The following is a 15,730-nucleotide window of genomic DNA, read 5'->3' as shown; positions in this document are numbered from 1 at the left end:
CCTTTTCTATGATTCTACAGAAAGAATAGCGTATTTTTTATTTTAGGGACTATTTTGTTTTATTAGCTTAATAACATTGGCTTGCCCCCGTAATTCCAAAATCCCCAAAAATTTTTTAGAATAAGTTTTTATAGTTAGAAATATATATTTCTAACTATAAAAACTATGGGAAGATTTATCTGTTTTTCCTTTTTACCTACTTGCTAAATTCAGCAAGTAAAATATTTTTAAAAGGATCAGAAGGACTATAACTAGTTTTATGGCCATTCAAATTGATGGCCAATGTATGCTTGCCTCCAAGTGTGCCTCCAGCAAAAGTAGAAAACCCTGGAGAGGAACCTGCGTGTCCCCATATCGAGACACCGTTTGGAAGTTTAGTTTCATAGATTCCAAGACCATATCTGCCGATTTCAGCAATTCCTGTAGGAACTGTAGTAAGCATTTGTTTTAGTTGCTGTTCCTTCAGTAATTTGCCACTGAGTAAGTAAGAGAAGAATTTGTTTAAATCGTCAGCAGTAGAAATCATATCTCCATCCGAGCTACCTGGGTAAGAATAAGTAACGTCTTTTAGCTCACTTTCTCCGTCATATCTTTCATATCCACGGGCATGTTTGGTACCTGGAATAACAGTTGAATTACCAGGTAGGAATGTATTCGACAATTCGAGCGGTTCAACAATCCGATTTTCAACCTCTTCCGCATAGCTGTTTCCAGTTACTTTTTCAATAAGCATACCTAGTATTACGTATCCTGTGTTTGAATAAGACCAGCCCTTACCTGGAGCAAAGTCTGGTGGAAGAGAAATTCCCATCTTTACTAATTCTTCAGCCGTATACAATTTTTTTGTATCCATAATATCATAGTCTTTTGACTTTAAGTATTCAGCAATCCCACTTGTATGATTCAATAACTGCCGGATCGTAATCTGGTTACCATCATATCCGTTTCCTTGAATGACGCCAGGCAACCATTTTTCGATGGAGTCATCTAAATTCAAGCGGTTCTCTCCAGCCAATTGAAGTAGAACTGTTGCAATGAATGTCTTCGTCGTACTGCCAATGCGAAAGCGAAAATCTGTTTTCATCGGCTTCTTGGTTCTCAGATCCGCTATCCCGGCGGCATAGCTCCAATTTTTACTAACCTTAGAAATTTGAGCGAGTATTCCAGGGTATCCAAGTTGGAGTGAATCCCGTATTGCTTTCTTAACGGAAGTACGATCGCTTTGATTACTTGTTTGTAACGAACTAGATACATTTTGCGTGGGTTCTGCTTTTACAATTGAGGCTGGTGTTATGTATAACAGGGAACTTCCAGCTATTAAAAGTGATAGACTTGCACATGTAATTTTACTGCATGTTTTCATAAAGCATCCTCTCCTTTATTTAAATTGTAAAGTTAGTTGCTTGCTGTTTCGTATTAATCACACAGCTATCATCTCCAACAATGACAAAAAAGTCAGAATTAAATTCGTAATCATATTCATAATTATTATTTTTACAAAGGCTATTCTGTCTTAACAAACGGTAAATCCCTTTTCTTCCACATGTATGTTAACCCCAGAAATTACTTCTTTTCTTTGAAACACTCTTATTACTGGTTTGTTTTTTCATATATAAGTCATGTCTGTTCCGCCTTTCACACCTCCTTATATTTTTATCCTACACAATGAAAATCTCTTTTTTCTTACCTATTCCTTACAAATTACTTACGTTCAAAATAGCTTCTATAATGGGATAGAAGGAGCATCTGTACCCGAAAGTTCAAAGTATTTTCCAATAAATATATTTATCAAAAAGAAAAACAGGTTTTTTTCGCTTCTATGTTTCTTTTTTTCGTTTTGGGGAACAATTAATTCTTAAGTTGATAGCGATGGGGCGGGACCCCACAACCATCAACTTAAGGATTTAGACTATTTTTGAAATTAAAAGCACGTTACTATTCTCTTATGTTAATGAGAAAGGATGACGTGCTTTTTATGAATATGCACCAAAAACAAGAGTTATCTTTATTTGCCGAAGAGCTATATCGATTTTTCTCATTTTGGGGTATTTGTTTTTCTTAGATTGAGGGTGATGGGGCACTACTCTATAATGATCAAATTAAAATTTAAAACAGTTATAGAGACTCCATTCCTCAGAAATATTGTAACTATTAAGTTGTAAAAAGAACCATAGTTTTTCATTTTTGAAAAGGTTATGGTCTTTTTTAATTGTAACAAAGATATGATGCGAGGAAGTTTTTTAGATAAATCAAAAAAACTTGATTAATAAGTTGCATATAGAACTCATCTACGTATATACTATAAACATCAAAAAAAGTTGATGAAGGGAAGTGAACTACAGTGGCACAAAATTTTCAGCTCTATGAGAAAAAGTTTAAAGCGTTGGCGGATCAGAAACGCTTAGAAATCATGTATGAACTTTGCCAGCGAGGTCAGACGTGTGTATGTGATTTAACTGAAGTTTTTGAAATGACGCAATCTAAGTTGTCATATCATTTAAAGATTTTATTAGATGCAGGTTTAATTGTAAAAGAAACAAAAGGTACGTGGAGTTATTATGATTTAAATGATGCGGAAGTGAATAATTTATTATCAGAAGAATTGTGCTGTATCTTTAGAAAAACAGGAAAAGGTAGCTGCTGTTAAAGTTTTAATTTATTAATCAAAAAAAATTGATTAATGATATATAAAGAGGAGGAATAAGGTATGAGATATGTTCACGTCGGTATAAACGTTACGAATTTAGAGAAGTCTATTGAATTTTATGAAAAGGTATTTGGTGTTTCACCAGTTAAAGTGAAAACGGATTATGCAAAATTTTTATTAGAGACGCCAGGACTTAATTTTACGCTGAACGTACGAGATGAGGTGAATGGAAATCAAGTAAATCATTTCGGTTTCCAAGTGGATACAGCTGAAGAAATTACATTACATAAAGAACGATTAGAAAAAGAAGGTTTCTTTGCGCGTGATGAGATGGATACGACTTGTTGCTATGCGGTGCAAGATAAGTTTTGGGTAACGGATCCTGATGGTAATGAGTGGGAGTTCTTTTATACAAAAGCACATAGTGATGTTCATAAAATTGATGATCCATCTTGTTGCACGACTTCAAATGAGATAGTTAAAAATTCTTGCTGTTAATAGGAGATGGAAAATAAAATGAAACGTTTATCTTTTCTAGACCGATATTTAACACTATGGATCTTTCTAGCGATGGCTGTTGGGATTGGTTTAGGGTTTGTGTTCCCTAGTGTAGTAGACGGACTGAATACATTACAGGTTGGAACGACGTCTATTCCGCTTGCTGTTGGATTAATTATAATGATGTATCCACCGTTAGCGAAAGTTCGCTATGAGGAAATGGGCCGAGTATTTAAAGATGTAAAAGTGTTAGTGCTATCTTTAGTACAAAATTGGATTATTGGTCCGGTACTTATGTTTGTGTTAGCAATTATTTTTCTTCCTGATAAACCAGAATACATGGTTGGTCTCATTATGATTGGGTTAGCACGTTGTATTGCAATGGTCATTGTTTGGAATGACCTTGCTGATGGGGATAAAGAGTATGCGGCAGGTTTAGTTGCTTTTAATTCGGTATTCCAAATGCTCTTTTTCTCAGTTTATGCATACGTATTTGTAACTGTAATTCCAGAATGGTTAGGGATTGAAGGTGCTATTGTCGATATTACAATGATAGAAGTAGCAAAATCAGTATTTATCTATTTGGGAATTCCTTTTATAGCAGGTATGTTGACACGCTTTGTACTAGTTAAGTTAAAAGGAAGACAGTGGTATGAAAAGGTGTTTATACCTAAAATTAGTCCACTTACATTACTTGCATTGCTATTTACGATCATCGTTATGTTCTCTTTAAAAGGGGAGATGATTGTTAGCGTACCACTAGATGTAGTAAGAATAGCAATTCCATTACTCATTTATTTTATTGTAATGTTTTTTGTTTCTTTCTTTATGGGAAGAAAAATTGGTGCAAACTATCCGGTAACAACAACATTAGCATTTACAGCAGGTAGTAATAACTTTGAGTTAGCAATTGCTGTAGCAGTTGGTGTGTTTGGTATTCATTCGGGCGCAGCATTCGCTGCTGTTATCGGTCCTTTAGTTGAAGTACCTGTCATGATTGCACTTGTAAACGTTGCTTTTTGGTTTAAACGTAAATATTTTAATGATCAATCAGTCTAAATTTAAAAATAAAGGTGGAAAACAACATGGAAAACAAAAAAACAATCTATTTCTTATGTACAGGAAATTCATGCCGAAGCCAAATGGCAGAAGCGTGGGGTAAACAATATTTAGGAGGTAAGTGGAATGTATATTCTGCAGGAATCGAAGCACATGGAGTGAATCCCAATGCGATTAAAGCAATGAATGAAGTGAATATCGATATAACAAATCAAACATCAGATATGATTGATACAAACATTTTAAATAATGCTGATTTAGTCGTTACACTTTGTAGTCATGCGGACTCTGTTTGTCCTTCGACACCTTCGCACGTAAATCGTGTTCACTGGGGATTTGATGACCCGGCAGGAAAAGAATGGTCTGAATTTCAACGTGTTCGCGATGAAATTGGTGAACGTATAAAGCGATTTTCTGAAACAGGGGAATAAATAAAGGAAAGAGTCAATCTTCTATTGTGTTGGAGATTGGCTCTTTTTTATTATGTATTTCATTTACTTATCGCATCGCTTTAAAACTACTCTTAGTAAAAATACAGAATATTATGTAAAAATGGTAAAGTTAGAATAGAACAGTTTAAAAAAGGGGGTGTAACGTATGATCTGTGAACTAAGCAAGGATGATTTTTATAGGTGTAATCGTTTAGTGAATGAACAAGGTCAATTAGAGGTACGTGCTGTAATTGCAGGAGTGAATCCTGGTCGTATATTTGTAGATAACGTGACTTCTCCTAATTCGGGACTCATTTGGTTAGGTAATAATGATGGCTTCTTCTTTATTGGAGATGCTGAAAATGAAGAGTTTAATAAAGAAGTGAATCGTTTTATTAATCATGTAATAGTACCTGAGGCGAGGAAAGTAGGACTAGATTGCTTTGAAGGAATCGGGAATCATTCGAAGTGGAATAAAACAATCGAAAGAATATTTCAGCATCGTAAATTAAAGAGTTGGAATCAAAGAGTGTATATGCTAGGAAAAGAGGATTATGAAAATCATCATGAGTCTAAATTTGAACAGAGATATACTGTACTGAAAATGAGTAAAGCTCTCTATGAAAATAATAATAATACATTTAAGAACATTGATTTTTTGCAATCAAAAATTTTAGAGTTTTGGTCTTCACCGGATTCTTTTTTCAATGAGGGGATTGGCTATTGCATTGTTTATGATGATTTAATTGTGAGTGTTTGTTTTTCAGGGTTTGTCTTTGAAAATATACACTGTATAGATATTGAAACGATAGAAGGTCACCAAGGGAGAAAATTAGCTCAAAAGATAGCGCATAGTTTTGTGAAAGATTGTTTGGAGAGTGATATTATTCCATATTGGGACTGTATGGAATTGAACAAGCCTTCTGTTGCAGTTGTAGAAAATGTAGGGTTTACAAATGTATTTAACTATGTGGGATATTATTTTTTATTTGAATAATCTAGGTATACTTTACAATTTACACTTTGAGATTGTCCAATCATTATATATATCTACAATTTAAAAAAGAAAGCATATGAGGTGTGCGAAAATGAAAATACAAATAGTATTGTTTGATGGTTTCGGAGAACTTGTCTCTTTCGCACCGTTTGAGGTACTGAAAAGAGCGATAGAAGAAGGGGCTCAATTTATAGTTGAATTCGTTTCGAGTGAACAAAAGCAGGAAGTTACTACCTCGTTTGGAGTTACAGTTAAACTACATGATTTTTTACGAATGGAGAATCGTCCAGATTTGTTAATTGTACCTGGTGGTGGCTGGAATCATAAAGCAGAGCATGGGGCACGAAAGCAAGCAGAGCTTGGAACTTTGACTAAAATGATTAGCGAGATGTACAATGCAGGAACAATCGTTGCTGGCGTGTGTACAGGGGGTATGCTGTTAGCAGCCTCTGGTATATTGAACGGTCGAAAGGCAACGATGCACTATTTGGCACAGGATGAAATGAGTGAATACGGGGCAGAGCTCCTTCATTACCGAATTGTAGATCAAGACGATGTTATCACTGCAAGAGGAGTCACTTCAGGAGTTGATTTGGGACTTTGGATCACGGAAAGATTCGCAAGTCCTAAAATTGCGGCTGCTGTTGAATACAGAATGGAATATGAGAGGCGAGGTGTTGTTTGGAAGTAATTTGACTTCTTTTTTATCCCGCATTAACGGACAGTAAGACTCCCACCACAAAATTCAGCGAATGGGAGGGAGGGCTGCCCGTAAAAAAACAATGGATATGTACTAATAATCAGTGGGGATGACAAAACTCCTACTGATGAAAGTTTCATTTTATAATTTTTCATCTTATTAAAAGTTGATTTGTTAGAAAGGATAATCATTTATTGCTATAATGAATGGATGCGTGGCAGGAAATAGATAGAAAGATACTGCTAGTAATTTATACTTAAAATGTAGGGAGATTGAACAGAGTTATGGGGAATGAAAAGGAAATTAGTTCCGCTAAATTAATATGGAAGATGACGCGCCCGCATACATTAACGGCGACGTTTTCTCCTGTAATTTTAGGGACAGTGGCATCACTTTATGTTGCCAAAATTGATTGGCTTTTATTTATTGCGATGATGCTTGCATGTTTAGCGCTGCAAATAGCAACGAACTTATTTAATGAGTACTATGATTTCAAACGTGGATTAGACACTGCTGAATCTGTTGGCATCGGTGGCGGAATTGTCCGTCATGGATTGAAGCCAAAAAATGTGTTAACAGTTGCGCTTTTATTATATGTCGTAGCAGCTTTTATTGGCATTTATATTTGTATGAATAGCAGTTGGTGGTTAGTGGTTATTGGTTTAATTGGGATGGCAGTTGGCTATTTATATACAGGCGGTCCATTACCAATTGCGTACACCCCGTTTGGAGAATTAGTTTCTGGATTGTTAATGGGGACATGTTTTGTACTCATTGCTTTCTTTATTCAAACGAATACTGTAACGATTGAAAGTGTATTGATTTCCATTCCAATTGGAATTTTAGTAGGTGCAATCAATATGTCGAATAACATCCGAGATATCGAAGAAGATATTAAAGGTGGAAGAAAGACATTAGTAATCCTCCTTGGAAGAGAGAAAGCTGTGGTAACACTAGCGATAGCCTTTTTCATTGCGTATTTCTGGATTGCCGTAATTGTATTAATGGGTTATATAAGCCCTTGGGCACTAGTTATGTTCCTAGGTTTGAGAAAGCCAATTTCTGCGATTCAAAGTTTCCAAAAAGGGGCAAAGGATCCTGGGTATATGCGCATCGCAATGAAATCAACAGCGATGACAAATACGATTTTTGGCTTCTTATTATCAGCAGGATTATTAATTAGTTATTTGTTTTAAATGAAAAATATTGTTAAGTAACTTAACCCCAGTTTCTCAATTTTAATATAGAGAGATTGGGTTTTTTATTTTGACTTTGTTTCATGTTAAAAACAGTTTCATTTGAAATGCAAATACCAATAAATTGCAACTTCATCATTTTCAATATCCAAACCTTTATAAACAAGAAAATCAAACCCACCAATTACAAATCCGCATTTTTCATAGAACTTACATGCTGTGACATTATTATTTTGCGTTTCAAGCATGATACCTGGCATATTGCCTTTTTTTGCCCACTGCTTTGCTTGATCAACTAATCTTTTACCAACTCCGAGTGTACGATATTTTTTATCTACCGTTATATCTTCTATGTAAGCATAGTGGTTCCAATTCTTTTTTAATACCATTAATCCAATGATTTGGTTATGTAACAGAGCTATGTAAATGACTTGATTAGGTTTATTTATATATTCATTGTAAGCCAGTTCTTCATTATCATCTTGATTTTGTAAATAACTTTTTTCATAACTTGGAACGTCTTCTACTGTATATTCTATGCGTCTATTTCCTTTGGAAAGAGAAAGAATTAACCGAGCATTCACTATAAAACTGTCATCAATCTCCGGGAGAGTATCTAAATCATTTGTTTCTAACTCTCTAATTACAAGGTTCATCGGAGTACCTCCACATAATAATATTTCTTCTAGTTCTTCATTTGGTTCAAATGAATTCCAATTACAAAATTATAATAGAATTTCAATTGTACGGCCATCTCTGTATTTTATCTTTATACCGACATGCTGTTATCTTGATGTAAAATATTGTTTAGAAAGAGTAGTATTTTTTATTTTGGATGTATATTCAGTTTTCAAATTTAACTGTAGTAGAGAAACAAATATTTTTTTAAAGAGTGGATGCAATACGCTATTCTTTAACTAATTTCGACATTATCTGCATTTTATCTTCACCTTCCTCTATTAATCTATTTATTGTAAATATCAGCTGAAGTTAATTCTTAGCTGCATAAATAATGAATATGAAAATAAGTAGGGAAAGGATCGAAACATAATGAAAGAATCACAAAATAAGAAAAAAACAAGTGTAGTAACTAAGGCAATACTATCTCTAGTAGTTGTTTTAGCAACGACCTTATTCACGTTCTTTTTAATAGGAAAATGGAACTCTATCCCAGCGAAAGGGGTAGCGAATGAAAGTAGTAACCCAGTTAATACACAACAACAAGAAAAGAAAAAAGAAACACCACCGGCAAAACAGAAAAAACCTGATGGGAAACCAGTAGGAAAGGTTGTTTATTTAACATTCGATGACGGTCCTAGCGAATTAACTGGGAAATTTTTAGATGTACTAAAAGAGCAACATGTTGCTTCGACATTTTTTATGCAAGGTAGCAATTTACAGAATACTGGTTTTCAGGAAAATGTAAAACGAGCAGTAAAAGAAGGACATTATATTGGTGCACATAGTATGACACATAATAGTGATAAGTTATACAAAAAAGGACAATTTGTAACGGAGATGAAAGAAACGTTAGCTCTTATTCGTAATATTACGGGTACAAATCCTAAACTAGTCCGTCCGCCATACGGATCGGCACCAGGATTAAAGGGGCAGGAAATTCGTAACAAAATTGTAGAAGTAGGAATAAAAGTTTGGGATTGGACGATAGATTCAAATGATTGGAAATTAAAAGGTAATCCCACTCAGATTATCGAAAATGTAAAGAAACAGACAACAGAAGAAGTAGAAGTTGTTTTAATGCATGAAAAGGCGCAAACATTACAAGCTCTTCCTGAAATTATTAAATTTTATAAAGAGCAAGGATATGAATTTGGAGTATACAATGATGAGGCTCATTTTCGTTTAAATTTCCAGAAAGATCAACGTCTATAGTATAAGCCTATTTCTTTTAAAAAGTGTTTTTATTACTAAATCAATAACTAAACCAAAAGTCGATTTCCTATTTTATAAAGAAATCGGCTCTTTCGTTTATGTATTACGTTACAAGAGCTTTCTTATTTTTTCCAGAATGTTTTTTTAGAAATCTGTGCAACAGAGCCTTTTTAGTAGGAGTAACGTGTTGAGGATAATTGAAAAATTCTATATTAAAATTGCACTATAATATTAAAGAATTCCTGACTACAATCCCTATAAATTCTTCTCAATAATTGAAAATAAAATCAATCCAGATTATTATATTGTTATTGTAAATTTATTTTATTGAAGGAGGATACATAAATGAAAAACTCAAAAGGCTCTATTGAGTCAGAGATAAGTAAAGCAATTACGCACTGGGAAAAGGACTACCTAGGACGCGGGTCTATATCCGTTAAGACAGATATATTACGGGATATGATTATCGTAAATTTACAAGGTATTTTAACACCGGCTGAATATACTGTTTGTGAAACGAAAGACGGTATGCTAACGATAAAGAAAAATCGTTCGGAGCTAGTTGAATCTGGAATTGACGATTTAAAAGAGATCATACTAGAATTAACTGGAGAAGAAGTGAAAAGTTTTCATACGGATATAAGTTCGCGTACTGGTGAACGAGTAATGATTTTTAAATTGTTTCATAATCTTGAGGAGAAATTTTAAAAATTAAAACCACTGTAAGGGTAGTGGAAGATACACTAAAAATGCAGTGAGATAATTAAGAAATCTACAAGTTGTGTACTTTATTTTATCTTAATAACATGGTAATGATTAGAAAATAAGAAAATTTGAAATTATTTATGTATAATAAATTTTGATTCGAAAAACGGATAAATAAATTGACAAACTGCTTAATATGGTTTATCTTATAATTGTTTTAAAAATTAATAGATGCTTATTTTAACTGTTTGCTATAATTAAGGCTTTAGCATTTTTTTAATATGTAATATTGACTAAATGAAAAAGTTTCTTAATTGAAAGATAGCGCATAACATAAATTGATATATTGATTGCATAATCTAGGAGATCAGAGATATACTGTTATTTTTAATAGGATTAATACATACATTATTATCCTCTATAAAATGGGAGCTCTTCAAAAAACTTTATTGAAGTTAGTTGAAGTGAAACCGACAATCTCCATAATTCAATGATGATATAAAATCATTGAATTATGGAAGTTGTCGGTTTTTTTTATGGAAAAAACGATGTACTAAAAAGAGTGAATAAAAATTGAAATTAAAAAACTATCGTAATGAAAAGGAATTTTTATAGGTTATTTTCGTTTGGAAGGGAGTATTTTACATGTTAATTTCGCTAAGTTCATCAACACTGTTAACATTATTTTTTATCACGCTTAGTGCTTCTTGGCTAAGTGGATTATTGTTTTTACATGCAAGGATGCCTTTACGTTTTGTTCATATCCATATTGGTATCGCTGCTTTGCCTTCATTGGTTTCTTTACTTGCACTTGTTAATAACAATGGAGATAGAGTTGTGGGGCCTTGGCATCTAGATACTTTAGCTTGGTTAATGGCTTTCTTCGTTCTTACAATTAGTTTAATCATTCAGCGATTTTCTGTACGTTACTTAATGGGAGATCGCTCATATCGAAAATACTTTGCACTTTTTACATGTACTACAGGTGTATCTTCAGTTGCATGGTTAAGTGACGATCTTCGCTTCATGATTATGTGTTGGGGTGCAACACTTATAGGATTGGTTCTACTCATCGGGCTAAATAAAGGGTGGAAAGTAGTTAGTGAAGCAACAAAAATCTCAGGCTATTTATTTACAATAAGTTGGATTGCCTTACTATTAGCTATCATTTGGCTGTTTCAAATAACTGGACAGTGGCAGTTAACATCAGTTTTAACGAATGAAAATGTAGCCCAATTTGGAACATTGGAGAAAACAGGAATTAACTTATTGATTATAGTAGCTGTGATGATTCCAGCAGCACAATGGCCTTTTCAAAGATGGTTAATTGAATCAGCTGTTGCTCCGACTCCTGTTTCTGCTATTATGCATGCGGGTTTAGTAAATGCTGGCGGTATCATGTTAACTAGATTTTCACCACTTTTTCATGATGATATTGCACAAATCATTCTACTAATTTTCTCTAGTATTTCTGTCTTAATAGGAACAGGAATTAGTTTAGTTCAAGTTGATTATAAGCGTCAGCTAGTAGGCTCCACTATTGCACAAATGGGATTTATGCTGATTCAATGTGCATTAGGCGCTTATTTAGCAGCTATTATTCATTTAATTTTACACGGTTTATTTAAAGCCACACTGTTTTTACAAGCTGGTTCCTCAGTACAACGTGTTGAGGTGGTGAAGCAGTCTAATGAAAAGATGTCCAATTTATGGATGATAGTCGGGCGTGTTTTAGGGTTATTTATAGCAATTGCTTTCTGGTTTATAACTTCTGGAGAGGGGTATCAATTAGTTAGTGCGTTAATCTTAGGCTGGTCACTATACTTTTCTTGGAAACAGCTTGTTATTTTTGGAGAGGGAAGAATGGGACGAATTGCTGGCTTAATTGTTTTGATTGGATTTTCTCTCATTTACTTTACCGTTCATAATTCTCTTTATAAATGGTTGCACACTGACATGTATCAAAGTGTTCAACCTTCAGCTCCAGCCGTTATCTTTGTTATATGTATCTTACTATTTAGTAGTATTATTTGTACTTTCGTTACTCGTAATCAATCTTCTACTTTATCCGCTGTACTTTATCTTTGGTCAGTTCGAGTAGGTGAGGCGAGACGAAAGTCAGTAGAAAGTCATCCAAGCTATCTGAAACATGATGTATCAAAGGGAGGTAATTCGTGATGAGCATACCGTCAATATTAAGGAAAGAGACTTTAAAAAAGAAAGATAAAAATATTGATCTACAAGAAAATAATATAAATGATTTAGTTGTATCGGCTAGCCGAGTGATTGCACCACTTTGGCCTATCTCTACATTTGCAGCTCATCACCCTTGGATGGGGCTGGAAAAGCAATCATTTGAACAAGTTGCAAATTGGTTAAAAGAAGCTCGTAATGTGGATATTTATCCTAGTGCTTCCATGATTCATTCGGCAAAGGCGAAAGGTGAGATTGAGGAATCATTTTTACAAATTGCCTTGTCTCGTTGGCTTGATTCACAATCTTTTCATATGCCGCGAGAGACAGCGGAGCGTTTTTGTCAAGAAGCTTTAAAGTTAGAAAGATTACCTTCTAGTCTATTATCATCGCCAGAATTAAATAAATTGGCAGAAGAAATAAATTATGTAAATACAGGGAGTATGAAAGACTCTTCTATGCAACCAATAAGCTCGCTTATAGAGAATCAAAATGGTGACAACCTATCGGATATTCTTAATTATCATATTATTAAATGGTGTAAATTATATCTTGATGACGCCGGGGCAAGTTGGGCGATGCCAAATCGAGAGAAAGGTTTTTATCGTGCGTGGCAACACCTTATTACATTTGATCCAGCGCTCAGTAAAACTGAACGTAAAGCTTTAAAAGATTGGCCAGAAGATGCCCTTATAGCTTTAACAAAAGCATTATCTGAATTAGGAATTTCTGAATCTAACATGCAAGCTTACCTTGAAGGGCACTTACTTTCTTTGCCTGGATGGGCAGGAATGATACGATGGCGCTCGCAACAATCAATTGAGGAACAGGAACTTCTCATAGAATATTTAGCAGTTCGACTTTCTATGGAGCTAGCCATTGTAAAACCGTATTTACCTTTAAAAAATCAAAAGGTTGAGAAAAAAGTTTCGATCGTCCCACTTATAGCTTCTTGGATCTATTGGGGGGATATTTCAATAGAGAAATGGTTACAAATGTCTGCAACTGAACAAAGTGAATTATTGGCATTCGCTTATCGCTTTGATGAAAATACTCGCAAGAAACTTTGGCTAGAAGCTTGGGAACAGACGCATGCAGAGCAATTAAGGGAGAAGATGGCTTCTAAGCAACGTGCAACTAATGATAAAAAGCGTGTAGTAGCTCAATTAGCATTTTGTATTGATGTACGTTCAGAACCGTTTCGTCGCCACCTTGAAAAATTAGGTCCGTTCGAAACGTTTGGAATAGCTGGTTTCTTTGGGTTACCAATTGCGACTACTGAACTAGGTAGTAATGACAGCCATCCTTCTTTGCCAGTTATATTAAAACCGAAACATCAAATAAAAGAGCTAACAGATGAAAATGAATGTAAATCTTATGAACAACGTAAGATGGTAGGCAGTTCGGTACGTTATACATTTAAAACGATGAAACAGAACGTACTGACAAGTATGTTGCTACCTGAAGTAAGTGGTCCTTTACTTGGTTTACAAATGGTGACAAGGAGTTTTGTGCCAAGAAGAGTAGGTGGCTTCATTCGTAACCTTCGTAAAAATATGTTGCAAAAGCCTGATACAACTTTCTCGCTTAATCATGTTCATGATACAAACTGTGAGATACCGATCGGTTTTACGAAAGAAGAAAAAGTGAACTATGTGCGTCAAGCTTTAAAAATGGTGGGATTAACAGAAGGTTTCGCTCCTTTAGTTGTAATGTGCGGCCACAGTAGTCAAAGTACGAATAATCCTTATGCTGCAGCGCTTGAGTGTGGTGCGTGTGGCGGAGCAGCGGGAGGATTTAATGCAAGAGTTTTCGCTACTTTATGTAATCTTCCAGAAGTGAGAGAGGCGTTGTCTGCTGAAGGTATTAAAATTCCCGATGACACCATTTTTGCAGCAGCTGAACATAAAACAACAGTGGATGAATTAGAGTGGATTTACGTTCCAGAACTTTCGGAAACTGCGCAAGAAGCATTTGATTGTATTGAGGCCATTATGCCAAATGTGAGCCAACATGCAAATAGAGAGCGTTTAATGCAATTACCTCATTTTAAAACGAAAATAAAAAATCCGAGTAAAGAGGCACACCGATTTGCAGAAGATTGGAGTGAAATACGTCCGGAATGGGGATTAGCACGTAATGCATCTTTTATTATCGGACAGCGTGAATTGACTCGGGATTGTGACTTAGAAGGTAGAGCTTTCCTTCATAATTATGATTGGAAACAGGATGAAATTGGCGATATATTAGCTAACATCATAGCGGGACCGGGAACAGTAGCTCAGTGGATCAATCTACAATATTACGCTTCAACTGTAGCCCCTCATTATTATGGTAGTGGAAACAAAACAACACAAACCGTTACGGCAGGTCTTGGTGTTATGCAAGGAAATGCAAGTGACTTGTTGCCAGGCTTACCTTGGCAATCCGTTATGCAGTCGGATCGTGAGACGTATCATTCACCACTTCGTTTATTAATTGTAATTCAAGCGCCTACTAAATATATAGAACGTTTGCTAAATAATAATTTCACATTTCGAGAAAAAGTTCAAAATGGATGGGTTAGACTTGCCAGTGTTGATCCAGAGGGACGTTGGAAAAACTGGTAACAATCATGTAATGAATAATCAACTATTGTTACTAGTTTAAAAGTTCTATAAATAAAATCATGAAGAAGGAGTGCTATATATGAATGCAAAGAATAAAAAGGTTTTATTGTTAACAGACATGGAACACGGAATAGAGTCTATTATACAACAAGTAACTAACATTCAACGAGAAAATATGTTGACTATACACAGCTGCGATTCTGTAATTGTACATCCTTTTGGAGATATAATGAGGTCTATTATTATAGCTATTTATCAAGAAAATGTGGAAGAAATTTTTGTTGTCGGAATAGAGGATAAAGAAACTAATGTAGTTAATCTACAAATTCAACGTGATTCCATAAAAAATAACAAGGAACTAGACTATCTCTTTGAAAATTGTATGCCTGAATTTTCAAGTGGTAGCCTTGAGGAATGGCTAAGTGGAAAAGAAAATGTTAGTGAAAATATTGAGAAGAGTATAGATATGATTCGTCATCATCCATTAGTACCTTCTGATGTTAAAGTTCATGGATTCATGATTGATAAAACAGGTGGAAAAGAAACAGTTGTTAAAATTGCTACTAATAAAGTAGCGAAAAAAATGCATTCTTATGTGTAAGTTATCGATAGATAAGCAAATTTTATTTGGACTTGTGTCCTTTATAAAGAGCAAAAGAAATCTTCTATAAATGGGGATCTTTTGCTCTTTTTGTTTGAATTTTTAATGTGTTTTATAGGAGATATCTAATATGTACATAATAAAAATATATAACCTTTTGCATGAAATTCTAAGGACGGATTAGCAGGCGGAAAATAAAAA

14 protein-coding genes are annotated in these 15,730 nt (G+C 34.5%); 12 read left to right on the top strand and 2 right to left on the bottom strand.

The genetic code is table 11. The features are described from left to right. Nucleotides 1-196: 196 nt before the first annotated feature. Entirely contained in the window at nucleotides 197-1,363 is a 1,167-nt protein-coding gene (locus tag ACUN13_RS18060; RefSeq protein ID WP_257115506.1) for a serine hydrolase domain-containing protein, read from the bottom strand. 978 nt (nucleotides 1,364-2,341) lie between these two features. Here ACUN13_RS18060 and arsR point away from each other — a divergent pair. The 7 genes from arsR (at nucleotide 2,342) to menA (ending at nucleotide 7,528) form a co-directional block, all read left to right on the top strand. Further along, complete coding sequence (gene arsR / locus ACUN13_RS18055) at nucleotides 2,342-2,647, top strand: arsenical resistance operon transcriptional regulator ArsR (RefSeq protein WP_002026021.1); 306 nt, start codon at nucleotides 2,342-2,344, stop codon at nucleotides 2,645-2,647. Between the two features lie 60 nt (nucleotides 2,648-2,707). Further along, the gene (locus ACUN13_RS18050) at nucleotides 2,708-3,145 is read left to right on the top strand and encodes an ArsI/CadI family heavy metal resistance metalloenzyme (RefSeq protein ID WP_063245406.1); all 438 of its coding nucleotides are present in this window, start codon (nucleotides 2,708-2,710) and stop codon (nucleotides 3,143-3,145) included. Nucleotides 3,146-3,163: 18 nt separating this feature from the next. After that, complete coding sequence (gene arsB, locus ACUN13_RS18045) at nucleotides 3,164-4,204, top strand: ACR3 family arsenite efflux transporter (RefSeq protein WP_053564038.1); 1,041 nt, start codon at nucleotides 3,164-3,166, stop codon at nucleotides 4,202-4,204. Nucleotides 4,205-4,230: 26 nt separating this feature from the next. Further along, complete coding sequence (gene arsC, locus ACUN13_RS18040; RefSeq protein ID WP_000428364.1) at nucleotides 4,231-4,635, top strand: arsenate reductase (thioredoxin); 405 nt, start codon at nucleotides 4,231-4,233, stop codon at nucleotides 4,633-4,635. Between the two features lie 166 nt (nucleotides 4,636-4,801). Then, nucleotides 4,802-5,632 carry a GNAT family N-acetyltransferase gene (locus ACUN13_RS18035; protein ID WP_257115505.1) on the top strand — a complete coding sequence of 277 codons (831 nt, stop codon included), beginning with the start codon at nucleotides 4,802-4,804 and terminating at the stop codon, nucleotides 5,630-5,632. Between the two features lie 91 nt (nucleotides 5,633-5,723). Next, a complete protein-coding gene (locus ACUN13_RS18030; RefSeq protein WP_017673637.1) occupies nucleotides 5,724-6,323 on the top strand; it encodes a DJ-1/PfpI family protein in 600 nt (199 codons plus the stop codon). Between the two features lie 293 nt (nucleotides 6,324-6,616). Continuing rightward, a complete protein-coding gene (menA, locus tag ACUN13_RS18025; RefSeq protein ID WP_153581854.1) occupies nucleotides 6,617-7,528 on the top strand; it encodes a 1,4-dihydroxy-2-naphthoate polyprenyltransferase in 912 nt (303 codons plus the stop codon). A 98-nt stretch (nucleotides 7,529-7,626) separates the two neighbouring features. Here the strand turns inward: menA and satA are convergent, their stop codons facing one another. Further along, nucleotides 7,627-8,184: a streptothricin N-acetyltransferase SatA gene (gene satA, locus ACUN13_RS18020; protein ID WP_444877175.1), complete on the bottom strand. Its 558-nt coding sequence runs from the start codon at nucleotides 8,182-8,184 to the stop codon at nucleotides 7,627-7,629. Nucleotides 8,185-8,578: 394 nt separating this feature from the next. On the opposite strand from satA, the gene ACUN13_RS18015 reads away from it, so the two are divergent. From ACUN13_RS18015 to ACUN13_RS17995, 5 genes are all read left to right on the top strand, one after another. Next, on the top strand, nucleotides 8,579-9,421 hold the full coding sequence (locus tag ACUN13_RS18015) for a polysaccharide deacetylase family protein (protein ID WP_257115503.1): 843 nt from the start codon (nucleotides 8,579-8,581) through the stop codon (nucleotides 9,419-9,421). Nucleotides 9,422-9,766: 345 nt separating this feature from the next. Further along, a complete protein-coding gene (locus tag ACUN13_RS18010; RefSeq protein WP_000798157.1) occupies nucleotides 9,767-10,129 on the top strand; it encodes a DUF2294 domain-containing protein in 363 nt (120 codons plus the stop codon). Nucleotides 10,130-10,771: 642 nt separating this feature from the next. Beyond that, nucleotides 10,772-12,304 carry an NADH dehydrogenase subunit 5 gene (locus tag ACUN13_RS18005; RefSeq protein ID WP_257115502.1) on the top strand — a complete coding sequence of 511 codons (1,533 nt, stop codon included), beginning with the start codon at nucleotides 10,772-10,774 and terminating at the stop codon, nucleotides 12,302-12,304. Continuing rightward, entirely contained in the window at nucleotides 12,304-14,928 is a 2,625-nt protein-coding gene (locus ACUN13_RS18000) for a DUF2309 domain-containing protein (RefSeq protein WP_257115501.1), read from the top strand. The genes ACUN13_RS18005 and ACUN13_RS18000 overlap by 1 nt, the downstream gene beginning before the upstream one ends. Nucleotides 14,929-15,007: 79 nt before the next feature. Beyond that, nucleotides 15,008-15,529, top strand: a complete 522-nt coding sequence (locus tag ACUN13_RS17995; protein WP_212804056.1) for a carbonic anhydrase — start codon at nucleotides 15,008-15,010, stop codon at nucleotides 15,527-15,529. Nucleotides 15,530-15,730: the final 201 nt, after the last annotated feature.

The sequence above is a fragment of the Bacillus cereus group sp. Bce041 genome, from assembly GCF_052646455.1.
The sequence above is the reverse complement of the archived record's forward strand: the minus strand, read 5'-3'. Positions and strand labels throughout refer to the sequence as shown.

Excerpts from the sequence above, each read along its gene's own strand:
- ACUN13_RS18060 (WP_257115506.1), bottom strand. The coding sequence starts at position 1,363 with ATGAAAACATGCAGTAAAATTACATGTGCAAGTCTATCACTTTTAATA.
- ACUN13_RS18050 (WP_063245406.1), top strand. The coding sequence starts at position 2,708 with ATGAGATATGTTCACGTCGGTATAAACGTTACGAATTTAGAGAAGTCT.
- arsB (WP_053564038.1), top strand. The coding sequence starts at position 3,164 with ATGAAACGTTTATCTTTTCTAGACCGATATTTAACACTATGGATCTTT.
- arsC (WP_000428364.1), top strand. The coding sequence starts at position 4,231 with ATGGAAAACAAAAAAACAATCTATTTCTTATGTACAGGAAATTCATGC.
- ACUN13_RS18035 (WP_257115505.1), top strand. The coding sequence starts at position 4,802 with ATGATCTGTGAACTAAGCAAGGATGATTTTTATAGGTGTAATCGTTTA.
- ACUN13_RS18030 (WP_017673637.1), top strand. The coding sequence starts at position 5,724 with ATGAAAATACAAATAGTATTGTTTGATGGTTTCGGAGAACTTGTCTCT.
- menA (WP_153581854.1), top strand. The coding sequence starts at position 6,617 with ATGGGGAATGAAAAGGAAATTAGTTCCGCTAAATTAATATGGAAGATG.
- satA (WP_444877175.1), bottom strand. The coding sequence starts at position 8,184 with ATGAACCTTGTAATTAGAGAGTTAGAAACAAATGATTTAGATACTCTC.
- ACUN13_RS18015 (WP_257115503.1), top strand. The coding sequence starts at position 8,579 with ATGAAAGAATCACAAAATAAGAAAAAAACAAGTGTAGTAACTAAGGCA.
- ACUN13_RS18010 (WP_000798157.1), top strand. The coding sequence starts at position 9,767 with ATGAAAAACTCAAAAGGCTCTATTGAGTCAGAGATAAGTAAAGCAATT.
- ACUN13_RS18005 (WP_257115502.1), top strand. The coding sequence starts at position 10,772 with ATGTTAATTTCGCTAAGTTCATCAACACTGTTAACATTATTTTTTATC.
- ACUN13_RS18000 (WP_257115501.1), top strand. The coding sequence starts at position 12,304 with ATGAGCATACCGTCAATATTAAGGAAAGAGACTTTAAAAAAGAAAGAT.
- ACUN13_RS17995 (WP_212804056.1), top strand. The coding sequence starts at position 15,008 with ATGAATGCAAAGAATAAAAAGGTTTTATTGTTAACAGACATGGAACAC.